Consider the following 20,586-nt stretch of genomic DNA (forward strand, 5'->3'; position numbering starts at 1 on the left):
CTGATTTCGGCGCGGCGCTTCAGCCGGTCGATCGTCTATCGCGCCGAACTCGCGCAGTTTCGCGCGGTGATGCTGTTCATGCTGAAGGATTGCTGCGATGGCCGACCCGAAATCTGCGCACCGCTGGTCGAAGATCTGGCGCCGTGCTGTTCGCCCAAGCCCAGGAGGAAAGCCAATGCGTGAGAGCGCCGATGTCTGAGCGCATCTATAATGTTCTGTTCCTGTGTACCGGCAACAGCGCGCGATCGGTCTTGGCCGAATCCATCCTGCGCAAGGATGGCCAGGGCCGTTTTCGGAGTTTCTCGGCCGGCAGCCAGCCCAAGGGGGCGATCAATCCGTTTGCGATCAGGGTCCTGCAGAAGTTCGACTACCCGACGGACGATCTGAGGTCGAAAAGCTGGATCGAATTTGCCGCAGCCGATGCACCGCCGATGGATTTCGTGTTCACGGTTTGCGACAACGCCGCCGGTGAAACGTGTCCGGTCTGGCCGGGCCAGCCGATGTCGGCGCATTGGGGTATTGAAGATCCGGCCGAGGTGGCAGGCACCGACCTCGAGAAGGAAGCCGCGTTTGTGACGGCGTTTCGCTATCTGAAGAACAGAATTGGGGCCTTCGCCAGCCTGCCGCTCGCCAGCATCGACCGTCTCTCGCTTGGCGCCAAGCTGCGCGAGATCGGCCGTGGTCCCGGCGCGACCTCCGGTCAGGAAAAGGCAGGCTGACGATGCTGTTTGACCTTAACCGCCGTCTGGCCGCGGAGGCGCTCGGCACCGCCCTTCTGGTGGCAACCGTGGTCGGCTCGGGCATCATGGCAGAAACTCTCACCAAGGATGTCGCGCTTGCGCTGCTCGGCAACGCGCTCCCGACCGGGGCGATCCTGGTGGTGCTGATCACGATCCTGGGGCCGATTTCGGGCGCGCACTTCAATCCAGCGGTGACAATGGTCTTCGCGCTGAAGCGTGAACTTCCGGCCTCCGAGGCGCTGGGTTATGTGCTGGTACAGATCGCCGGCGGCGTCGCCGGGACCTTGATGGCGCATGTGATGTTCGCACTGCCGTTGTGGGATGCCTCGCTCAAGGTGCGGACCGGCGGCGCGCAATGGCTTGCCGAAGGCGTCGCCGCCTTCGGTCTCGTCGTGACCATTCTGGCGGGACTGAAATTCAACCGGCCGGCGATCGCCTGGCTGGTCGGCCTCTATATCACGGCGGCCTATTGGTTCACGTCCTCGACCTCGTTTGCCAATCCGGCCGTTGCCATTGCAAGATCGCTGACCAATACATTCTCCGGCATCCGGCCCGCTGATCTCCCGGCCTTCATCGCCGCCGAATTTGCCGGCGCGCTCGCGGCGCTCTGGCTGACCGATTGGCTGCTGCGATCGAAGGGTGAAGCTGCCGTTGTCGCAAAGGAAGTTCATCCATGAGCGTCACGATCTATCACAACCCGTCCTGCGGCACCTCGCGCAACACGCTGGCGATGATCCGCGAAAGCGGCGAGGAACCGGATGTGATCGAATATCTCAAGACGCCGCCGGATCGGGCAAAGCTGATCGAGCTGACCAAGGCGATGGGAATAACCGTGCGGCAATTGCTGCGCGAGAAGGGCACGCCCTACGCCGAACTCGGCCTCGCCGATCCCAGATGGAGCGATGACGAGCTGATCGATTTCATGCTGGCGCATCCCATCCTGATCAACCGCCCGATCGTGGTGACGCCGAAAGGTACCAGGCTGTGCCGGCCGTCGGAAATGGTGCTCGATCTGCTCGACCATCCCGTGACCTCCTTTGTCAAGGAAGACGGAGAACGCGTCACGCGGAAGTAGCGAGTTGGACTTTCGCGCGCCACGATCGCGGGTCATAATCCCACCCCATGGAACTTGCCACCCGTGTCGACTTGATGAACTGGCTGATCAGCCAGGGTCTCACCGGCCTGCCCGAAAACGACGTGATCCGCGGCTTCTGCGAGCGCTGCTGCGCCGCGGGGCTCGATTTGTCGCGCAGCCTCGTCTTCATCGATACGCTGCATCCGATCTTCGAGGGGCGCGGATTTCGCTGGAACGATACCGACAGTAACGAAAGCGATTCTTTCGAATATGGGCCGACCGGCGACAACGACGACGGTTGGCGGCGCTCGGTGTTCTACCACATGCTCGAAGGCGGGCATGATGAACTGCGGCTCGACCTCGCCGATCCCGACGTGCACCGGTTCTCGCGCATGCCCGAACTGATCGAGCGCGGCCACCGGCATATGCTCGGCTTCGTGCACCGGTTTGGCGAGACCGGCGCGCTCGGGCAGATGGACTGCTTCTACTCTTACTGGCTGACCCGGCGCGAGGGCGGGTTCCGCGAGCGCGAGCTTGACGCCTTGCGCGATCTGGTTCCGGTGCTGGGAATGGTGATCAAGTCGGCCCAGCAGGTCGATATCGTGCGAACGCTGGGGCGGGTCTACCTCGGTCGCGACGCTTCCGAGCGCGTTCTGCATGGCAAGATATCGCGCGGCGTCACCGAGCAGATCAACGCGGTGTTGTGGTTTTCCGACCTGCGCGGATCGACCTCGATCACGGAGAGCATTGCGCCCGACGAAATCATCCCGTTTCTGAACGATTATGCGCAGGCCGCGATCGACGCCATCCACGATTGCGGCGGCGACGTGCTGAAGCTGATGGGCGATGGCGTGCTGGCGATGTTCACCAGCGAGAATATGAGCAAGGCCAAGCGCGCCGCGTTAAAGGCCGAGTATCGCTTTCGCCTCAACATGATCGGGCTGAATGCAAAACGGGGCGGCGAGGGCAGGGCGGTCACGTCGGCCTATGTCGGCTTGCACGTTGGCGAGGTGTTCTACGGCAATATCGGCCATGACGACCGGCTGGATTTCACCGTGGTGGGACCGACAGTCAACGAAGTCAGCCGCATCGCCTCGATGTGCCGCTCGGTCGACCGCGAACTTCTGGTGTCAGCGGCCTTTCGCGATGGCCTCGATACGGCCGGGCAAAATTATCTCGTGTCCACCGGCCGCTTTGCGCTGCGCGGGATCGGGCGCGCGCAGGATCTCTACACACTCGAGCCGGCGATCGCGACCGACGAGGTCCTCGCCGGCCGCTACGAGCGCTATTTGAAAAGTTAGGCGCACTCTCCGACCATCGCAGGCTGGCGGTCGAGCGCGACCGCCGGCGACATCAGGATCACCAGGGCCTGCGCTGCGAAGATCGCGGTGGCGACGTAGAGACAGGCCTCCGCGCCGGAGAGCCATCCGATCAGCGCGCCGAGCGCCGAACCCAGCGGTCGCGCGCCATAGCTCAGGATGTTGATCGCCGACACCCGTCCCAGCAGCTTCGAGGGCGTCACCGATTGCCGCAGCGTCGTGGTCGAGATCACCCAGAGAATGGGACCGACGCCGAGCAGGAAGAAGCTTAAGGCTGCGAGCGCGGCCGACGGGATCACCGTGGTCAGCGCCATCATGGCGGCAGCGATAAAGCCGGCGACCGGGCCAAGTCCGATCACGGTGCCGAAGGCGAGGCGTTGCATCACCCGCGTCGCCAGCAGCGCGCCGACCACCATGCCGACGCCATACATGCCGAGCGTGACGCCGACGCCGGTCGCCGAAAGGTTGAGGCGGTGAACCGCATAGGGCACGAAGATCGCGAGCAGCAGGAACGAGCCGGTGTTGAAGATGAACTGCGTGACGAACACCGGCCGCAGCAGGGAATGGTGCAGCACAAAGCCAGCGCCTTCCTTGATCTCATGCAGCGGATGGCGGCGGGGTGCTGCCGCGCGCTGCGGCTCGTAGAGGCCGGACAGCAGCACGACAGCGACGACAGAGAGCGCCGCCGCCACGGCAAAGGCGGGCGCCGCGCCGAGCCAGCCGACGAGAACGCCGCCGAGCGCCGGGCCGCTGGCAAAGGCGATGGTGCGTGCGAGTTCGATTCTGGCGTTGGCGGCGGGCAATTGCTGCGCCGACACCAGCGAGGGAACCAGCGCCGGCGCGGCCACGCTGTAGACCACCGTTCCGCACACCGCGACGAAACCGGCGAACGCCAATAGCGGCATGGAGAGCTGGTGCAGGGCGATCAGGCCAAGAATCGCGAGCAGGGCGACCGCGCGCAGCGCTTCGGCGCCCGCCATCAATCGCCGGCGCGAGATGCGGTCGGCGAGAAGACCGGCCGGAATCGCAAACAGGATGAAGGGCAGCGTCAGCGCGGTCTGCAACAGGCCGGTCTCGCCTTCGCCGACCCCGAGCAGCAGCACCGCGACGATGGGCGCGGCGGCCAGCGCGATCTGCTCGGCCGATTGCGCGGCAAGGTTGGACCAGGCGAGGCGGTTGAAGGTTGACGGCAGGGAAGCGGTTCCGGACGCGGACATGACAGACTCCTTGATCTCTTTGGCTGCCATAGTTGAAGTTGTGGCCGCTTAAACCCACCCGATTTCGGATCGCGGCGGGATGGATCGCCAGATGCAGTTGCAAATTAGTTGCAATAAGGTCTCAGTTTCGGCATTCTGACCGAATGGACGTTCGAAATCCGGATTTTCGCGCCGAGGGCCGCAAAATGGATCAGGCCGGTTCGCACGCGCAAGGGACGGCCTGGCGCCAGCCGCGCGGAACGCCGTCGCTGGCCGACATGTTCGGCTCGGTGGATACGGCAAGAGGCGGACCGTTCTGGCGCAAGCTGCTTGCGTTCCTCGGCCCGGGCTATCTCGTCGCGGTCGGCTACATGGACCCCGGCAACTGGGCGACCTCGCTCGCTGGCGGCGCCAAATTCGGTTACGCGTTGTTGGCGGTGGCGGTGCTGTCGAACGCGATGGCGATCGTTCTGCAATCGCTGTGCACCCGGCTTGGGGTCGGCGCCGGCCGCGATCTCGCCCAGGCTTGCCGCGATTCATATCCGCGCTGGGTTTCGCTGCCGCTCTGGCTGTCCGCAGAGCTTGCGATCACCGCGACCGACCTCGCCGAGGTCATCGGCACCGCGATCGGCCTCAATCTGTTGTTTCGGATTCCGCTTTCGGTCGGCGTCGTACTCACCGCTGCGGACGTGTTCCTGATCCTGGCGCTGCAGGCCTTCGGCTTTCGCTGGATTGAAGCCTTTATCGTGGCGATGCTGGGCGTGATCGCGGCCTGCTTTGCGGTCCAGATCGCGCTCGCCCATCCTGACTGGGGCGCGGTGCTGCGCGGCTTCCTGCCGACCTCTGACATCATCGTCAATCGCGAGATGCTGTATCTCGCGCTCGGCATCCTCGGCGCCACCGTGATGCCGCATAACCTTTATTTGCACTCCGGGCTGGTGCAGACCCGCTACATCGGCGAGAGCGGGCAGGACAAGCGCGAGGCCATCAGGCTTGCCACGATCGACTCCTCGATTGCGCTTTGTCTGGCGTTCATCATCAACGCCTCGATTCTGATCCTGGCGGCGGCGACCTTTAACCGGACAGGAAAAACCGACGTCGCCGAACTTGACCAGGCCCACGCTTTTCTGGCGCCGTTGCTTGGCTCGACGCTGGCGCCGACGCTGTTTGCGGTCGCGCTGATCTGCTGCGGCTTGAATTCGACCATCACCGCGACGCTGTCGGGCCAGATCGTGATGGAGGGTTTTCTGAACTGGCGGATCGCGCCATGGTTGCGGCGTCTCTTGACGCGGATGATCGCGATCCTGCCGGCGGTTCTGGTGACGCTGTGGGCCGGCGAAAAAGCGACCGGAAAACTTCTGATCCTCAGCCAGGTCGTGCTCTCACTGCAGTTGCCGCTTGCCGTGGTACCGCTCGTGATGTTCACCGCAAGCCGGCGCAAAATGGGTCCGTTCGTCGCGCCGCGCTGGCTGAGCGTACTTGCGATCGCAACGGCTGTCCTGATCATCGCGCTCAATGCCAAGCTGGTCTGGGATTATGCAATGTAGCGAATGGTGAGTAGCGAATAGCGAGTGGAAATCATTCCGACTATTCGCTACTCCGTATTCGCCATTCGCGCCTTAAATCCGGAGGTCGTCTTGAAAAAAATAGTGCTGCTGTTTGCTGCGTTGTGGTGGGTTCATCCGATTTTTGCCGCAGAACCATTGCCGTTGTCGCCTGCGGGCGTGAAGACGCTGGCGCCGGAAGGCGCGATCAAGCCGACCGGCACCTGGAGCCTTGGCACCCGCGCCGGTGACTACGTCTACATCGCCGGCATGCGCGGCATCGATCCGAAAACCAATCAATTGGTCCAGGGCGCCGAACCGCGCATCCGCCAGGCATTCGCCAACATGAAGCTGATCGCGGAATCCGAGGGCGCGAGCTTGCGCGACGCGGCCCGCCTCGTCGTCTACGTCTCGGACATGTATCGCTACCGTCCGATCGTGAACAAGATCCAGGAAGAGTTCTGGGGACAGGGGCCGTATCCACCGCGCACCATCATCGAGGTGCATCGCCTGAAGGACGATGACATCTGCGAGGTCGAAGGCACGTTCTACGCGCCGGTGAAGAAATAGTGATCGCGAATGGCAAATAGGGAGTAGCGAATTGTGACGAAAAATCCCATTCGCTATTGGCCACACACCATTCGCTACTCCTGCGGCTCGGCCAGCATTTCGCCCGAGGCGTCGATCCGTATCCAGCCCGAAGGCGCAAGGCGCTGCTGCGGCAGGAAGCGGCCCTTGTAGTCCATCTTCTTCGAGCCTTCGATCCAGTAGCCGAGATAGACGTAGGGCAGCCCTTGCCGCCGCGCGCGGTTGATGTGGTCGAGGATCATGAAGGTGCCGAGCGAGCGGTTTTCCTCGGTCGGCTCAAAGAATGAGTACACCATCGACAGCCCGTCGGAGAGCACGTCGGTCAGTGCCACCGCGACCAGATCGCTGCCCCGGCCGCTGATCGCGGTGTCGGCATTGCGGCGGCGGTATTCGATGATGCGGGTTTCGACGTGGCTGTCTTCCACCATCATGGCGTAGTCCAGCACCGTCATGTCGGCCATCCCGCCATGGCGATGACGCTGGTCCAGATAGGCGCGGAAGATGGAATATTGCTCCGACGTCGGCACCGCACTGCGCTGCTCGCCGACGATATCGGCGTTGCGCGCCAGGATCTTGCGGAAATTGCGCGAGGGGCGGAACTCGTTGGCGACCACGCGGACGGAGACGCAGGCGCGGCACTGGTCGCAGGCCGGCCGATAGGCAATCGACTGGCTGCGGCGGAAGCCGCCATGGGTCAGGAGGTCATTGAGGTCGCCGGCCTTCTCGCCCACCAGATGCGTGAAGACCTTGCGCTCGTGCCGGCCCGGCAAATAGGGGCAGGGGGACGGCGCGGTCAGATAGAATTGCGGGGTATCACGCGAATGCTGGGTCACGGGACTTATCAGTTCCAGTAAGCGACACACAACGCAGCATCGCGCTACCAAGCCTAACGGTCAATTGGTTTGCAAACCGTTTGCCGTCCGGATCTTTTCGGGCAATTTCCGCACCTGGCTCAAAAAGTCCGGGCCGGCTGGCCCAGGGGGGCGCGTACCGAGGTGTTGATGATGACTGTTCCGAGCACGAAATCGTGCAGCAGCCGCCTGCGGCCATTGAAAAGGCCGACCAGGACGATGAGCGGCGACAGAAACGAAACAGAAACCCAGAACAGCACAGCGTGCATGGCACCCAGCACGAAATAGCCCGGCGCGCCGTACCAGGTGCGCAGCTCCAGGTCCATCACCCGCATGCCCAGCGTCGCCGAATGCGGCCCGCCCAGCGAGGCGCCATAATACACGATGGCCCACAGCACCGAGGCCGGCCACGCCAGCCAAAACAGCATCCAGCCGAGGCCGAGCGTCAACAGGCCGAACACGGCGATGAAGACATAGCCGAACACGACCGGCACCGAGAGTACGATGAGGTCGATCAAAAACGCGAACACCCGCCGGGTCAGCACGCCGCGAAACAGTTCCGGCTCACGGTCGGGATCGAAGGCATGGGGCGGCACATCGCCGCGATCCGCGCCGCCATAGGCGCCGGTATTCCCAGAACCGCTATACGACATGATCCGTCCCTCCAACAGGTGACCTGGACATGGGCATGGGCCGGGCCATTGCAAGGCCGGCCGCGCGCGGACGGTCGGAAATATTCCGCCATTTTCGGGCGTTCTGGGCTCGACATCGGCGGGCGTCGCGTCCCAACCTCACGAGCGCAAGCCAATCTGCGCGAAGGGGCCAATTGATGGGTATACGGGCGGAATTTCGCTGTCGCTGTGGACAAGTGCGCGGCTTTGTGGCGGACGCTTCGCGGCGGGCCGTCAATCATGTTGGTTGTTACTGCGAGGATTGCCAGGCCTTTCTGCACCGGCTCGGACGTGCCGACCTGTTCGGCGCGCAAGGTCTGTCCGACATCATCCAGGTTGCACCGGCATCGTTTGCCTTCGTGCAGGGACAGGACCGGATCAGGGGACTGCGGTTGTCGCCCAAGGGACTCTATCGATGGTATGCCGCCTGCTGTAACACCCCGGTCGGCAACACGCTTTCGCCCTCCGTTCCCTTTGTCGGCATCATCGCTGCCGCGTTCGATCACGGGACCCGGCGCGCGCAAGACATATTCGGCCCGATGACCGGCGCCATCCTGGGAAAATATGCGGTCGGCGGGCCGCCGCCGGGCACGACTGGAATCCAGCCGTTGCTGCTGATGAGCGTGATAGGCAAGGTGCTGGGCTGGCGCTTGTTCGGAAAAGTCTGGCCGCATCCGTTCTTCAGTCGCGACGGTGGCGCGCCGCTCTATCCCGTCGACGTTCTCACGAGCGAGGAGCGGGACGCGCTGCGTCCCTATTGCGGACCGCATCCGACGGCGGCCACCCAACGCGCGGCGACCTAGCGCACCGTGCCGCGCTTGCGGCGCGTCGTCGATTGCGGCGCGCGATGCATCGGCGGTTCGGCCGCCTCCGCCAGAATCCAGCTTCGAAACGCCTTGATCGCGCCATCGCGGAGGCGGTCCGTCGGGATCACGAGCTGATAGTCGTCGGCGCGATATTCGGGAGCCGCGATCGGACAAACCAGGCGCCCCGCGGCGATGTCCGCTTCGATCAGCGGTAGCGAGCCCAGGGCAACGCCGAGGCCGTCGATGGCCGCCTGAAGCTGAAGGTAGACGTGATCGAGCTCAAGATGCCGAACAGGCACCAGGCCAGGAACGCCAGCGGCCGCGAACCATTGCGGCCAGGCCGACCGGGTCGTCGTCGAATGCAGCAGCACGTGCCGGCGCAGGTCCTGTGCCGTTTCGATCGGCCGCTCGCGCAGGATCTTCGGATTGCACACCGGCAGGCGGCGGTCGGGCATCAATGTCTCGCACCGGACGCCCGCACCGTGCTCGACGCCCGAGCGGATGCCGATGTCGAAAGCGGTGCCGACATAGCGCAGCTTGCGCGAGGTGGTGGAAATCCTGACTTCGACGCCGGGATGAGCGTCGGTGAATTTCGAAAGCCGCGGCAACAGCCAGCGAAGCGCAAAGCTCGACAGCGCGTTGACGCGCACGACGCCGGACAGGCGCTGCGCCGATGCGGGCTCGCGGAGCCGTCCGGTCGCCGAGGTCAGGCGCGACAGCGCCGCGCTGACGTCGGACAGCAGCTCCGCGCCATGGTCGGTCAGCGCGACGCCGCGGGTGCGGCGCTCGAACAGGGGGACGCCGAGCCAGTCCTCCAGCAGTCTGATCTGCTTGCCGACCGCCCAATGCGTCACGTGCAGGTCTTTCGCGGCCCCGACAAAGCTGCCGCGCCGTGCCGCTGCCTCAAACGTCCGGATGGCATTCAGCGGCAACTCGTGTTCACCGGCCACGGCGCGCTCCTCGAGTGACTTTTTCTCCCATCAGGAGAGAAAATAGCTCAGTTGAAGGCGCTTCACTACAGATCTATGTCTATAAATCAAACTGCTCTGCTCCGGAGCGCACCGCCAACGGGAGGAATTCTCCCCTGGCGCCTCATCATCGCCACCGGACGTTCGCACGTGAAACCTGGATGAGCGCTCTCGGCACCAACAATGAAATGGCCGCGATGCCGCCGATCTCGCGCGCCCGCACGCTCTGGACCGCCTGCGCCGCACACGCGCTGCACGACGGCTATACCGACCTGATTTACCTGCTCCTGCCGATCTGGCAGGCCGAGTTTGCGATCGGCTACGGCGCGCTGGCGTTCTTGCGCGCGCTGGCGGCGGCGTCGATGGCCGGATTGCAGGTGCCTGCGGGCCGGATCGCTGAGCGTATCGGTGGACGCACCACGTTGGCGATGGGCACCGCGCTCGCGGCACTTGGTTACATGGTGGCCGGTTATTCGACCGGGCTTGCCGGACTCTGCGTGGCGCTGGTCGTGATTGGCTGCGGCCTGAGCACGCAGCACCCGATCGCGTCCGCCGCGGTCTCGCGTGCTTACCAGGATGACGCGCGTGGTCCGCTTGGCACCTACAATTTCGCCGGCGACGTCGGCAAGGCCGCGATTCCGAGCGGCGCGTCGTTGCTGCTGGTTGTCATGACCTGGCATCACATGCTGTGGGCGCTGGCTGCGCTCGGTCTGATCGTCGCTGTGGCGGTCGCGATCTTCCTGCCGGCGAACCTGCGCAGCCTGTCCAAGGCCGCCAAGGCCGGACCTCACGGCTCCGGTACGCGCGGCGGGTTTGGACTCCTGCTTGCGATCGGCATTCTCGATTCCAGCGTGCGCATGGGATTTCTCACCTTCCTGCCATTTCTCCTGAAGGAGCAGGGCGCCTCGCTGTCGGTGGTCGGTCAGGCGCTGGCGCTGGTCTTCATCGGTGGCGCCGCCGGAAAATTCGCATGCGGCTGGTTAGGGGCGCGATTTGGGCTGCTCGCGACGGTGCGTTTGACCGAAGCCGGCACGGCGGTCGCGATCCTCACGGTCCTGGTGCTGCCGCTGGCGCCGACCTTGCTGGTGCTGCCCCTGCTCGGCGTCATGCTCAACGGCACCTCCTCGGTGCTCTACGGCACCGTGCCGGATCTCGCGCCCTCGGGTCGTACCGAGCAGGCGTTTGCGATCTTCTATACCGGCACCATCGGCGCCGGCGCGACCGCGCCGATCCTGTTCGGAATCCTGGGTGATGCGGTCGGCGCGCATGGCGCGCTGCTGGCGACCGCGATCACGGCCGCCGTCATCCTGCCGCTGGCGATCGCGCTGATGAAGCGGATTTGACATCCGCGGCAAGCCCGGCCGCGGATTACCGTGCTCTATCGGATCAGCACATCTGCAGCACGACCTTGCCCTTGGCGTGGCCATTCTCGAGATGGGCGATCGCGTCCTTGGCCTCGGCGAACGGAAAGACGCGGTCGATGATCACGTTGAGCTTTCCGGCATCGATGAGCGAAGCCAGATAGCCGAGGTCCGCCCCGCTCGCATGCATGAACATGTAGCGATATTTTGCGCCCCGGCGGGCCGCGCGCAAACGGGTGGTCAGGCTGGCGATCCAGAACAGAACAGCGAGACGATAGCTGCCTGCAAAGTTCTTTTTGGCCGTCGACGGGTCGGGCATGCCGGCGATCGAGACAACCTGTCCGCCGGGTTTGAGAACCGGCCACAGCCGCGCCAACGTATCGCCGCCGATGAGATCGAAGGCGCAATCATAGTCCGCAAGCTTGTCCTCGAAACGTTCGCGCGTGTAGTCGATCACGAGGTCGGCGCCGAGCCGCCTGACGAGCGCGTCGCCGCGCGGCGACGCCGTGGTCGCAACATAGGCGCCGAGGTGCTTGGCGATCTGGATCGCGAACGTGCCGACGCCGCCCGCGCCGCCGGGAATGAATATGCGTTGGCCGGCGCGCAGGCCCAACTCGTCCCGCAATGCCTGCAGCGCGGTGAGGCCGGCAAGCGGCACCGCCGCAGCCGACAGAAAGTCCAGCGATGCCGGTATTTGCGCCGCGTCATCCTCGTGGACCAGAGCGTATTCGGCGAATGCGCCCATCATCGCTTTGCCGACGCGCGCGAACACGCGCTCGCCCTTTGCAAAGCGGCTCACGCCGGGACCTGCGCTTTCGACGACGCCGGAAAATTCGTTGCCCATCGTGATCGGCAACGGATAGCGCTGGACTACCTTCAGCGCGCCCGAACGGGTTTTGTAATCGACCGGATTAAGTCCGGCGGCATGGACTCGAACAAGAAGTTCACCGGCCCCCGGGACCGGCTGCGGCACTTCGGCCAGCGCGGTGCGGTCGGGTCCGCCGTAGCCTGCGAGGACGAGCGCGCGCATCCGGAAGACCTCGACCCAAAACGATTGATCTAGTGTGGCTTTGGCTCAGAAACCCGCACGGCGAATTCGCACCGGCGATGATGCCGACCTCCGCACCGCCACACCGGCTACCCTTTTTTCAGTTTTTCCGCCGCCTGCGGCGCGAAATAGGTCAGGATGCCATCGGCTCCGGCGCGCTTGAACGCGGTGAGGCTTTCCATGATCGTGCGCTCGCCATCGAGCCAGCCGTTGTTGATGGCCGCCATCAGCATCGCGTATTCGCCTGACACCTGATAGACGAAGGTCGGCATCGCGAAGGCGTCTTTGACCCGGCGCAGAATGTCGAGATAGGGCATGCCGGGCTTGACCATCACCATGTCGGCGCCCTCGGCGATGTCGAGCTCGACTTCGCGCAATGCCTCGTCCGAATTGGCGCTGTCCATCTGATAGGTGCGCTTGTCGCCGGTCAGCGTCTTCGCCGAGCCGACCGCGTCGCGGAACGGTCCGTAAAAGGCGGAGGCATATTTCGCCGCATAGGACATGATCTGCACGTCGAGGAAGCCGGCAGCATCCAGTCCCTGGCGGATCGCGCCGACCCGGCCGTCCATCATGTCGGAAGGCGCGATGATGTCGCAGCCGGCTTCGGCCTGCACCAGCGCCTGCCGCACCAGCACCGCAACCGTTTCGTCGTTGAGGATCTTGCCGTCCTGCAGCAGCCCGTCATGGCCGTGGCTGGTGTAGGGATCGAGCGCGACGTCGCAGAGCACGCCGAGGTCGGGGAACTCCTTCTTGAGCGCGCGCACCGACTGGCACACCAGGTTATCGGGGTTGACCGCTTCCGAGCCCGCCTCGTCGCGCAAATTCGGATCGGTATAAGGAAACAGCGCGATGCAGGGGATGTCGAGCTTGACCGCGCGTTCGGCCTCGCGCACCACCTGATCGACCGACAGGCGCTCAACGCCGGGCATCGAGACGACGGCGGTGCGCTTGTTGTTGCCTTCCGAGACGAACAGCGGCCAAATCAGGTCATCGGTCGTCAGCACGTTTTCGCGGACCATGCGGCGCGCCCATTCCGCCTTGCGGTTGCGGCGCGGCCGGATGGTCAGGTCGAGGCGATTGGCGGAGAGGGAGGCGTCTCGGCGCGGCGTATCGCGCATTTCGATCGGACGCCCAAATTTGATCGCCATTTGATGGTGTCTCCGGGAACGACTGGCTGGCGGGTGATGCGCCCTTATCCTAGCACCCCGTTCGGCTTTCGTCACCGCGGCGAGGCGGCACGCACACCCAATTGATTTTACGATGCCGACGGGCCATGACTGGTCCCGGACATTCCATCTCACCGCCGTCCCGGCAAACCTCGTCGATGTCAGACAGCTCAGCACGCGACTCTTCCAGAGATCATGCGATATCGGTCGAGGCGATATCGTCGGAACGCATCGAGACCGGCGATAACGTCTGGACCCGCCGGCTGGTGTTCTTCCTGCGCATCATGGCCGTGGTCTCCGTCGCCAAGGGTCTTTACCACTGGGCGCAGGTCACCGGCTTTGTCGGCGGCGAAGAAGAGGCCTTCGAAAACCAGGCGTTGGCCTGGCAGGCTTCCACGGTCTACTTCGCGGTCATCGAACTCGTCGCCGCCGTCGGGCTCTGGCTTGCAACGCCGTGGGGCGCAGTGGTTTGGCTGATCACCGTCGTTTCAATGACGGTGATCGAGCTCATGTTCCCGGCGATCTATGGCGGCAGCCTTGCGGTGGTCGCCGCCGAGGCGCTGATGCTGATTGCCTATCTGGCGCTGGCATGGATGGCGGCGCGTGAACGGCCGCCATAGCAACTGCCATAACAAGTCGAAAATCGCGGTAAGGATTTGGTCATGGTAAGGCGGCCGGCCACACCCGTTAGCCAAGCGTTGCCGCTTTCGCCGTCGTTGTTTCCATATGCGACAGGTCCTAAGACGAAGCGTGAACAGGGGTGGGCGCAGCGTCAATGAAAGGTTGCGAAAGGCCCTTATATTGCAGGCTTAATCCGCGATTCACTCTCTTAAATTCATGATCTCTTTATTGTCTTATTTAAGCTGATCTTCAAAGGCTCCCCTTAAGTTGCACCTATCAGGCGGGACAAAAGTTTCGTCGAATAAGTCGATAAAAACGACAACAGGGGAAGTGTCATGATGAAAGCCGCAGCAACCGCGGTGGAAACCGTCGAGCGCGCGCCGGGGCAACAGGCTCAGGTTCAGCCGCTCTATCTCGAAGCTTTGACTCTGGTCGAACGGCTGCATCGCCGTCTGCTCGACGTCATCAAGGACGAATTCGATCGTCGTGGCCGCGCCGATATCAATTCGGTGCAGGCGCTTCTGCTCTATAACATCGGCGACAAGGAGCTGACCGCGGGCGAACTGCGCACGCGCGGCTACTATCTCGGTTCCAACGTCTCCTACAACCTGAAGAAGCTGGTCGAACTCGGCTTCCTCGACCATCAGCGCTCGCGTGTCGATCGCCGCTCGGTTCGCATTCGCCTGACCGCGCAGGGCCAGGAAATCCGCAAGATCGTCGATGCGCTCTATCAGAAGCACGTCAAGACGGTGGAGCAGGTTGGCGGCATCTCGAACGAAGAGTTCGCAACGCTGAACAAGTCGCTGCATCGCCTCGAGCGCTTCTGGACCGACCAGATCCTCTACCGGCTCTGATCACGACAAGCTCCGTTTCGGCCAAGCCGGCGACGTAAAAGACCGGCGGCCGCAACGACTCGCAAAGACTTCCCCATGACGCATCGGTTCGGATTATTCCGAAGCCGGTGCGTTTTGTCGTTTTGTTGATACGAAAGTGAACACATCGGACGGATTCGCGTGTGTTTTCCGTGCGCAAGGCGGCGGCCGCCGGCCGAAAGCGCCGCAAGGTTGGAACCTTTGCGCCCGGATGCGCTTAACGCTGCGGGTCCGGAGAATGACGATGCTCGTCGAGCGCGGAAAAAGGGTCATGAACGTGGGGGTGGTCAGCGACGCCTATGCGATCGCTGCCGACTACCTGTGCAGGGCCGGCGCCATATCCGACGGTTTTGCCACCGACGAACAGTTGCTTGCGATCATCATCGCGCTGTTCGAGCGCGGCGAGTTCAACAAGATCAGGCTCGCCAACAAGGCGATCGCTCAATACGAGGCGCTAGTGGAGTGGGTTTGACATTCGCTACTCACCAAGCCGCGATTCCGAGCGGCGAATGTCAAACCCTAAACTCCACTAACGACATAATTTTGCTGGGGGTCCTTTGATTCTGACATTCGCAAAAGTGGCCGCCGAGAAGGATTGCGAATGTGAGAACCGGACCGCCAGTGGAGTGGATTTGACAGTCGTTACTCACCAAGTCCGCAAGTTCATATTGTGAATGTCAGAGTCAGCCCCGGCAAGTCGCCGACTATTCAATCCCGCAACTTGATCAAAACGCGAGGGAGTTATGGAAGCCGCCATCGATCGAATCATGATGACCTACGATCTCTTGATGAACCATTCCGCTGCCGCCAGCGCCGAGGCACGGGAAAAGGTGACCCAATATGTCACCACGCTGTTCGAGGCTGGCGAGACGGACCTGCATCGGCTGACGGTGTGTGGCCTCACTTACCTGCGTGAGCGCGACGGCTCGAGCGATCCGGTCAAGGCCGGCTATACCGGTCTTTGAGGTCTCAAGCTTCGAGGCCTCGAGCTTCTGATTTCCCAAAAGCTCTGCTAAAGGACGTTTCGCCCGGATAATTGTCCGGGCGAAACGTTTTGTTTTGCCCTTAGATTTGCCCAATCCGGCACTATCGCGCTGATCCGTCAGTTCGAGCCGGTGGGTCCCGACGGTAACGTCGGGCGCCGGTTGCGGCATAAAAGGGGCAGGGAGTTCTTGGGTTGGTTTGCAGGTTTGAGCCTTCGGTCGCGGGGGACGGCACCAGCCGGTTTGCACGCTGATGCTGACACCTCGCATGAATCATCTGCGCCTGGTGGGGCTCTTGACGCTGCTCGCCACGGGCGCCTGCACACAGCAACCGAGCTTTCTCGCCTCTTTCGCCGATAAGAACGCCGCCGCGCCGGTCGAGCGGCTTAATCCCGGAACGGCGCCGCCGGACAAGTGGTCGCCGGCGCCCGATCCGCTGGAAGACGAAGACTTGCCCAACACCGAGCGCATCTCAAAGATGCCGCGCAAGGTCGGCGAATGTTTCGAGACCACGATCACCTCGATCACCGACCGCTATGGCGAGGACATTGCGCCGAAGCCCAAGAAGGGCGCCGATCCCGGCACGATCGTGAGGTTCTCCAATTCCGGCGTGCAGGTTTCGCTGCGCCGTGAAAGCTCGATCATCAAGTCGCAGGTGTTCGACAAGGTTAATCTGTGTCTGGTCGAGGTGCCAAAGGAATGTCCCGCCGACCTTCGCGGCCGCATTTACAAGACGACCAATCTGCGCACCAAGGAAAGCTGGACCCTCGCCAACGACATCAAGAACTGCGGCGGCCCCGCGGGCTAGCCCTATATCGGTTCGCAGGGCATCCAGCCTCGACGTCGGCCGACGCGACGCTAATTCCGTAACGTGGCGCCGACGCGTCTATCTGCGCAGCACCAGTGCGCTACCGACCAGCCCGACTGCCGAGAACGCGGCGCCGGCCAGAAAGGTCGCATAGGGGCCGGTCATATCCCACAATGCGCCCGCGATCACGCTCGCCAGCAGAAGTGCGACGCCGCTGACGAAATTGAACACGCCGAACGAGGTCGCGCGCAGATTTGCCGGGGCTTCGTCGGCGATCAGCGCCGCCAGCAGTCCCTGCGTCATCCCCATGTGCAGGCCCCAGAGCGCAACGCCTGCCGCTACCACCCACAGATTGGGCGCGACGGCCAGCACGATGTCCGACACGATCAGAATTGCAAAGCCGACACCGAGCAGCAGCGGGCGGCTGACCCGGTCCGACAACGCGCCGAGCGGATAGGCGGAGAGCGAATAGACGATGTTCATGACGACCAGGACGAGCGGCGTCAGCGCCAGCGGAAGTCCGAGACCTTGCGCGCGCAGGATCAGGAAGGCCTCGCTGAAACGTGCAAGCGTCAGCACCGCGCCGACCGCGACCACGATCCAATAGGCTCTGCCGAGCGTTTTGACGGCGCTCAATTTCAGCGCCGGCCGCTCGGCAACCTCTTCATGGGGCGGCTCGCGCACCGCGACGACGAGCACAAGCACCGAGACCATGGCCGGGATCAGCGAAAGCCAGAAGATCAGGCGAAAGTTGTCGTGCAGTCCAGCCATCAGCGCAACGGCCATGAGAGGACCGGCGAACGCGCCAACGGTATCGAGTGCTTGCCTCAACCCGTAGGCCGCCCCCCGCAGGCCGACCGGCACCATGTCACCGACCATCGCATCGCGCGGTGCGCCACGGATTCCTTTGCCGACCCGGTCCGCGAAGCGGGCGGCGAGCACGAATGACGGAGATAAAGCGAGGGCGAAAAGCGGCTTGGACAGGGCCGCGAGCCCATACCCCGCTACGGCGAGCAGCTTGCGCTTGCCAAGCCGGTCGCTGAGCCAGCCCGAGAACAGCTTGGAAATCGAGGCCGTTGCCTCGCCGATGCCCTCGATCAATCCGACCAGTTCAGTGCTGGCGCCCAGCACCGAGGTTAAAAACACCGGCAGCAGGCCGTGAATCATCTCGGACGAGATATCCATGAACAGACTGACGAAGCCGAGCGCCCATATGCCGCGGGGGAGGCGGGCGAGCGGCGATCGGGTGGCAGCTGACGTCGTCTCCTGGCTCATTGGATCGTCTCCACCGCGGTTGCGGCTCGTTTTCCGGCGGACGCGGCAGCCCCACCGCGCCGGCGACAACGGGGATGCGGCGAGGGATCGACATAAAGACGCATTGCCCGGGACCGCAACAGCCGCTAACGGAAAACAAGATCTATTAGCGATCAAGCTCCGGGCAAAGGCTCCGCAAGAGGGCTGTCCGGTCATTCCAGGGAGGGATTTTTATGGCTGTCACATTTAAGCGGCACGTTGCTGCGCTTCTTGCCTGTGCACTTGGATCGGGAGCGGCAACGGCCGCGCTCGCCGACGACAAGAACGTCAAGATCGGCGTGCTCAACGACATGTCGAGCCTTTACGCCGATATCGGCGGCCCCAACGCGGTGGTCGCGGTCAAGATGGCGATCGATGATTCCGGCCTGCTCGCCAAAGGCTGGAAGATCGACGTGATCAGCGGCGATCACCAGAACAAGCCCGATGTCGGCGTCAACATCGCGCGCCAGTGGATCGATACCGAGAAGGTGGATGCGATCGCGGATGTACCGAATTCCGGCGTCGCGCTTGCCGTCAGCAATGTCGTCAAGGAAAAGAACGCGATCCTGCTCAATAACGGTGCGGCGTCGGCCGACCTCACCGGCAAGGCCTGCAACGCCAACACGATCTCCTACAGCTACGACACCTACATGCTCGCCAACGGCACCGGCAAGGCGCTGACCAAGGCCGGCGGCGATACCTGGTTCTTCCTCACCGCCGATTATGCCTTCGGCGCCGCATTGGAGCGTGACACCTCCGCTGTGGTGGTCGCGAACGGCGGCAAGGTGCTCGGCGGCGTGAAACACCCGCTCAATACCTCCGACTTCTCCTCGTTCCTGTTGCAGGCGCAGTCCTCCAAGGCCAAGGTCGTTGGCCTCGCCAATGCCGGCGGCGACACCACCAATGCGATCAAGCAGGCGTCGGAATTCGGAATCACCGCGCAGGGCCAGAAGCTCGCCGCGCTGCTGCTCTTCATCAACGACGTGCATTCGCTGGGGCTGAAGACCGCGCAGGGCCTGACCTTCACCGAATCCTTCTACTGGGATTTGAACGACAACACGCGCGCCTTCTCCAAGCGCTTCTCCGAGAAGGCCAACAATCACGCGATGCCCTCGATGACGCAGGCCGGCAATTATGCCGTGATACTGCATTATCTGAAGACGCTGGATGCGCTCGGCGGCAATCCGCACGACGGCGCCAAGGTCGTCGCCAAGATGAAGGAAATCGAGACCGATGATCCCCTGTTCGGCAAGGGACCGCTGCGCGCCGACGGCCGCCGTCTCATTCCGGCCTATCTGTTCGAGGTCAAGAAGCCGGAAGAGTCGAAATATCCGTGGGATTATTACAAGTTGGTCGCCAAGATCTCTCCCGAAGATGCGGCCAAGCCGCTTTCGCAAAGCGAGTGCCCGCTGGTGAAGAAGTAGCAGGCGAGCCACCATCGCCAGCGCCGGCGGCCATTTTTGTCATGGCCGGGCTTGACCCGGCCATCCATCGGGTTCGCGTTCTGCCAAGGGCGATGGATACGCGGGGTCTGGCCCGCGTATGACGAGGAGAAATTCTCGCTCGTTGCATTCGCCCCCGGAATGACGAGCCTTGGCCTGATCTGAATGGAGCGCACATGAGGGCAATCGTCGTGGCCCTTTCGATCGGCTTGTCGTGCAGCGGGCTGGCGCACGCGCTGGACAGGGAGCAGCGGCGGGCGCAGGCGCTATTGAACGAATCCTGCGGCCGCTGCCACGCCGTCGGCAGGACCGGGTCAAGTCCGCATCCGCTCGCGCCGCCGTTCCGCCATCTCGGCGAGAACAAGCTGTATGATGCGGACTTCAGCCGGCGCTTGCAGAATGGACTCAGCAGCATTCATCCGGATATGCCGACGTTCCGCTTCAGCCAACACGATGCGGGAGCGGTGATCGACTATCTCAGAGCTATTCAATCCCGCTCACCGCGGTGATGTGACGTTCTGAGAATTGAGCGGCCGGTTTGATCGTCTGCTTCAACTGCGTCGGCAATATCGCCGGCATCGTGACGCCGATCGCGTTCGGCTACATCGTGTCGATAACAGGGGCAATTATGGCGCCGGGCTCTAGCTCGTCGGGGCTCATTGCCTCGCCGCCGCGCTGTTGTTCCTGTTCGTCATGGGCCGAATCGAGCGCGTGGGCGGGGCCGCACCAGATTGAGCCGCAATGTCATCCAAGTTTCCGACTAATTTCCCGGCGTATTGATTCCGGTTGATTCGGCGCAGCGATCTCGATCGTCGGGGATGATGAAGGATGCTTTTTTTCAAACGCGAACTCACCCCGGTCGAGCGATTCGAGAACGCGCTGCGGGATCGGCGTGCCGAGCGCCAGAAACAGGCGGACCGGGTCAGCGTCGCCGAAGCGCTGGTCGAAGAAAAGCGCGCCGCGGCCGAGCGGCTCGCGGTGGCCGGTGCCGACGATGCGAAGCTCGCTTACGCAGAGGCCAAGCTGCGGGAGGTCGAGGAACGCGCCAAGACCCTGCGCGCCCAGTTGGCGGAATTCGACCAGCAGGTCGCCTCGACCGAGCGCGCTTTGGCGGAAGCCACAGCGCAGCGCGATCGCGACAGGTTGGCGGACCAAATCGAGGAGATGGCGCTCGCGATCGAGCGGGCCGCTCCTGGATTCGGCGCCAGCGCCACCGCACTGGTCGAGGCGGTGA

The 20,586-nt window shown here is 63.3% G+C and carries 22 protein-coding genes and 2 pseudogenes; 17 read left to right on the forward strand and 7 right to left on the reverse strand.

The features are described from left to right. From VFL62_RS13205 to VFL62_RS13225, 5 genes and pseudogenes are all read left to right on the forward strand, one after another. A pseudogene (locus tag VFL62_RS13205) lies at positions 1–183 on the forward strand (transcriptional regulator); the annotation flags it as partial. Positions 184–191: 8 nt separating this feature from the next. Continuing rightward, entirely contained in the window at positions 192–719 is a 528-nt protein-coding gene (locus tag VFL62_RS13210; RefSeq protein ID WP_325172824.1) for an arsenate reductase ArsC, read from the forward strand. A gap of 2 nt (positions 720–721) precedes the next feature. Then, positions 722–1,417 (forward strand): MIP/aquaporin family protein, encoded by a 696-nt coding sequence (locus tag VFL62_RS13215; RefSeq protein ID WP_325172825.1) that lies wholly within the window; start codon positions 722–724, stop codon positions 1,415–1,417. After that, positions 1,414–1,815 (forward strand): arsenate reductase (glutaredoxin), encoded by a 402-nt coding sequence (gene arsC / locus VFL62_RS13220; RefSeq protein ID WP_325172826.1) that lies wholly within the window; start codon positions 1,414–1,416, stop codon positions 1,813–1,815. The genes VFL62_RS13215 and arsC overlap by 4 nt, the downstream gene beginning before the upstream one ends. Before the next feature lie 47 nt (positions 1,816–1,862). After that, positions 1,863–3,116: an adenylate/guanylate cyclase domain-containing protein gene (locus VFL62_RS13225; RefSeq protein ID WP_325172827.1), complete on the forward strand. Its 1,254-nt coding sequence runs from the start codon at positions 1,863–1,865 to the stop codon at positions 3,114–3,116. Here the strand turns inward: VFL62_RS13225 and VFL62_RS13230 are convergent. After that, on the reverse strand, positions 3,113–4,351 hold the full coding sequence (locus VFL62_RS13230) for an MFS transporter (protein ID WP_325172828.1): 1,239 nt from the start codon (positions 4,349–4,351) through the stop codon (positions 3,113–3,115). The two genes, VFL62_RS13225 and VFL62_RS13230, sit on opposite strands and share 4 nt — an antisense overlap. A gap of 185 nt (positions 4,352–4,536) precedes the next feature. Between VFL62_RS13230 and VFL62_RS13235 the strand changes: the two genes are divergently transcribed. Together VFL62_RS13235 and VFL62_RS13240 are read left to right on the forward strand one after the other, a co-directional pair. Further along, complete coding sequence (locus VFL62_RS13235) at positions 4,537–5,877, forward strand: Nramp family divalent metal transporter (protein ID WP_325172829.1); 1,341 nt, start codon at positions 4,537–4,539, stop codon at positions 5,875–5,877. A gap of 90 nt (positions 5,878–5,967) precedes the next feature. Next, a complete protein-coding gene (locus tag VFL62_RS13240; RefSeq protein WP_325172830.1) occupies positions 5,968–6,444 on the forward strand; it encodes a RidA family protein in 477 nt (158 codons plus the stop codon). Positions 6,445–6,518: 74 nt separating this feature from the next. Here VFL62_RS13240 and VFL62_RS13245 read toward each other — a convergent pair whose 3' ends face one another. Continuing rightward, positions 6,519–7,295: an arginyltransferase gene (locus VFL62_RS13245; protein ID WP_325172831.1), complete on the reverse strand. Its 777-nt coding sequence runs from the start codon at positions 7,293–7,295 to the stop codon at positions 6,519–6,521. A gap of 119 nt (positions 7,296–7,414) precedes the next feature. After that, on the reverse strand, positions 7,415–7,966 hold the full coding sequence (locus VFL62_RS13250; protein WP_325172832.1) for an RDD family protein: 552 nt from the start codon (positions 7,964–7,966) through the stop codon (positions 7,415–7,417). 176 nt (positions 7,967–8,142) lie between these two features. Here VFL62_RS13250 and VFL62_RS13255 point away from each other — a divergent pair, with 176 nt between their 5' ends. Next, positions 8,143–8,787: a DUF6151 family protein gene (locus tag VFL62_RS13255; RefSeq protein WP_325172833.1), complete on the forward strand. Its 645-nt coding sequence runs from the start codon at positions 8,143–8,145 to the stop codon at positions 8,785–8,787. On the opposite strand, the gene gcvA is transcribed toward VFL62_RS13255, so the two are convergent. Then, positions 8,784–9,740, reverse strand: coding sequence for a transcriptional regulator GcvA (gene gcvA, locus VFL62_RS13260; RefSeq protein ID WP_325172834.1), 957 nt, complete (start codon positions 9,738–9,740; stop codon positions 8,784–8,786). The two genes, VFL62_RS13255 and gcvA, sit on opposite strands and share 4 nt — an antisense overlap. Before the next feature lie 179 nt (positions 9,741–9,919). Between gcvA and VFL62_RS13265 the strand changes: the two genes are divergently transcribed. Further along, the gene (locus VFL62_RS13265) at positions 9,920–11,101 is read left to right on the forward strand and encodes an MFS transporter (protein WP_325172835.1); all 1,182 of its coding nucleotides are present in this window, start codon (positions 9,920–9,922) and stop codon (positions 11,099–11,101) included. Between the two features lie 43 nt (positions 11,102–11,144). On the opposite strand, the gene VFL62_RS13270 is transcribed toward VFL62_RS13265, so the two are convergent. Both VFL62_RS13270 and hemB read right to left on the reverse strand, forming a co-directional pair. Next, on the reverse strand, positions 11,145–12,149 hold the full coding sequence (locus tag VFL62_RS13270) for an NADP-dependent oxidoreductase (protein WP_325172836.1): 1,005 nt from the start codon (positions 12,147–12,149) through the stop codon (positions 11,145–11,147). A 107-nt stretch (positions 12,150–12,256) separates the two neighbouring features. Continuing rightward, a complete protein-coding gene (gene hemB, locus VFL62_RS13275) occupies positions 12,257–13,315 on the reverse strand; it encodes a porphobilinogen synthase (RefSeq protein WP_325172837.1) in 1,059 nt (352 codons plus the stop codon). A 176-nt stretch (positions 13,316–13,491) separates the two neighbouring features. Between hemB and VFL62_RS13280 the strand changes: the two genes are divergently transcribed. The 5 genes from VFL62_RS13280 (at position 13,492) to VFL62_RS13300 (ending at position 16,617) form a co-directional block, all read left to right on the forward strand. Continuing rightward, entirely contained in the window at positions 13,492–13,953 is a 462-nt protein-coding gene (locus tag VFL62_RS13280; protein ID WP_325172838.1) for a DUF6163 family protein, read from the forward strand. Positions 13,954–14,289: 336 nt separating this feature from the next. Then, positions 14,290–14,808 carry a transcriptional regulator LdtR gene (ldtR, locus tag VFL62_RS13285; RefSeq protein ID WP_325172839.1) on the forward strand — a complete coding sequence of 173 codons (519 nt, stop codon included), beginning with the start codon at positions 14,290–14,292 and terminating at the stop codon, positions 14,806–14,808. Positions 14,809–15,070: 262 nt separating this feature from the next. Then, positions 15,071–15,298, forward strand: a complete 228-nt coding sequence (locus VFL62_RS13290; protein WP_325172840.1) for a hypothetical protein — start codon at positions 15,071–15,073, stop codon at positions 15,296–15,298. Between the two features lie 271 nt (positions 15,299–15,569). Then, complete coding sequence (locus tag VFL62_RS13295) at positions 15,570–15,791, forward strand: hypothetical protein (protein ID WP_325172841.1); 222 nt, start codon at positions 15,570–15,572, stop codon at positions 15,789–15,791. Positions 15,792–16,077: 286 nt separating this feature from the next. Further along, entirely contained in the window at positions 16,078–16,617 is a 540-nt protein-coding gene (locus tag VFL62_RS13300; protein ID WP_325172842.1) for a hypothetical protein, read from the forward strand. 78 nt (positions 16,618–16,695) lie between these two features. Here the strand turns inward: VFL62_RS13300 and VFL62_RS13305 are convergent, their stop codons facing one another. Further along, on the reverse strand, positions 16,696–17,892 hold the full coding sequence (locus VFL62_RS13305; protein WP_325172843.1) for an MFS transporter: 1,197 nt from the start codon (positions 17,890–17,892) through the stop codon (positions 16,696–16,698). A 212-nt stretch (positions 17,893–18,104) separates the two neighbouring features. Here VFL62_RS13305 and VFL62_RS13310 point away from each other — a divergent pair, with 212 nt between their 5' ends. From VFL62_RS13310 to VFL62_RS13320, 3 genes and pseudogenes are all read left to right on the forward strand, one after another. Further along, entirely contained in the window at positions 18,105–19,334 is a 1,230-nt protein-coding gene (locus tag VFL62_RS13310) for an ABC transporter substrate-binding protein (RefSeq protein ID WP_325172844.1), read from the forward strand. A gap of 194 nt (positions 19,335–19,528) precedes the next feature. After that, positions 19,529–19,861, forward strand: coding sequence for a c-type cytochrome (locus tag VFL62_RS13315; RefSeq protein ID WP_325172845.1), 333 nt, complete (start codon positions 19,529–19,531; stop codon positions 19,859–19,861). 319 nt (positions 19,862–20,180) lie between these two features. After that, a pseudogene (locus VFL62_RS13320) lies at positions 20,181–20,586 on the forward strand (hypothetical protein); the annotation flags it as partial.

It is taken from the genome of Bradyrhizobium sp., from assembly GCF_035701725.1.
Lineage (GTDB): Bacteria > Pseudomonadota > Alphaproteobacteria > Rhizobiales > Xanthobacteraceae > Bradyrhizobium.

Bases quoted from the DNA above. Each gene is read 5' to 3' on its own strand.
- VFL62_RS13210 (WP_325172824.1), top strand. From the start codon at position 192: ATGTCTGAGCGCATCTATAATGTTCTGTTCCTGTGTACCGGCAACAGC.
- VFL62_RS13215 (WP_325172825.1), top strand. From the start codon at position 722: ATGCTGTTTGACCTTAACCGCCGTCTGGCCGCGGAGGCGCTCGGCACC.
- arsC (WP_325172826.1), top strand. From the start codon at position 1,414: ATGAGCGTCACGATCTATCACAACCCGTCCTGCGGCACCTCGCGCAAC.
- VFL62_RS13225 (WP_325172827.1), top strand. From the start codon at position 1,863: ATGGAACTTGCCACCCGTGTCGACTTGATGAACTGGCTGATCAGCCAG.
- VFL62_RS13230 (WP_325172828.1), bottom strand. From the start codon at position 4,351: ATGTCCGCGTCCGGAACCGCTTCCCTGCCGTCAACCTTCAACCGCCTC.
- VFL62_RS13235 (WP_325172829.1), top strand. From the start codon at position 4,537: ATGGATCAGGCCGGTTCGCACGCGCAAGGGACGGCCTGGCGCCAGCCG.
- VFL62_RS13250 (WP_325172832.1), bottom strand. From the start codon at position 7,966: ATGTCGTATAGCGGTTCTGGGAATACCGGCGCCTATGGCGGCGCGGAT.
- VFL62_RS13255 (WP_325172833.1), top strand. From the start codon at position 8,143: ATGGGTATACGGGCGGAATTTCGCTGTCGCTGTGGACAAGTGCGCGGC.
- VFL62_RS13265 (WP_325172835.1), top strand. From the start codon at position 9,920: ATGAGCGCTCTCGGCACCAACAATGAAATGGCCGCGATGCCGCCGATC.
- VFL62_RS13270 (WP_325172836.1), bottom strand. From the start codon at position 12,149: ATGCGCGCGCTCGTCCTCGCAGGCTACGGCGGACCCGACCGCACCGCG.
- hemB (WP_325172837.1), bottom strand. From the start codon at position 13,315: ATGGCGATCAAATTTGGGCGTCCGATCGAAATGCGCGATACGCCGCGC.
- VFL62_RS13280 (WP_325172838.1), top strand. From the start codon at position 13,492: ATGTCAGACAGCTCAGCACGCGACTCTTCCAGAGATCATGCGATATCG.
- ldtR (WP_325172839.1), top strand. From the start codon at position 14,290: ATGATGAAAGCCGCAGCAACCGCGGTGGAAACCGTCGAGCGCGCGCCG.
- VFL62_RS13290 (WP_325172840.1), top strand. From the start codon at position 15,071: ATGCTCGTCGAGCGCGGAAAAAGGGTCATGAACGTGGGGGTGGTCAGC.
- VFL62_RS13295 (WP_325172841.1), top strand. From the start codon at position 15,570: ATGGAAGCCGCCATCGATCGAATCATGATGACCTACGATCTCTTGATG.
- VFL62_RS13300 (WP_325172842.1), top strand. From the start codon at position 16,078: ATGAATCATCTGCGCCTGGTGGGGCTCTTGACGCTGCTCGCCACGGGC.
- VFL62_RS13305 (WP_325172843.1), bottom strand. From the start codon at position 17,892: ATGAGCCAGGAGACGACGTCAGCTGCCACCCGATCGCCGCTCGCCCGC.
- VFL62_RS13310 (WP_325172844.1), top strand. From the start codon at position 18,105: ATGGCTGTCACATTTAAGCGGCACGTTGCTGCGCTTCTTGCCTGTGCA.
- VFL62_RS13315 (WP_325172845.1), top strand. From the start codon at position 19,529: ATGAGGGCAATCGTCGTGGCCCTTTCGATCGGCTTGTCGTGCAGCGGG.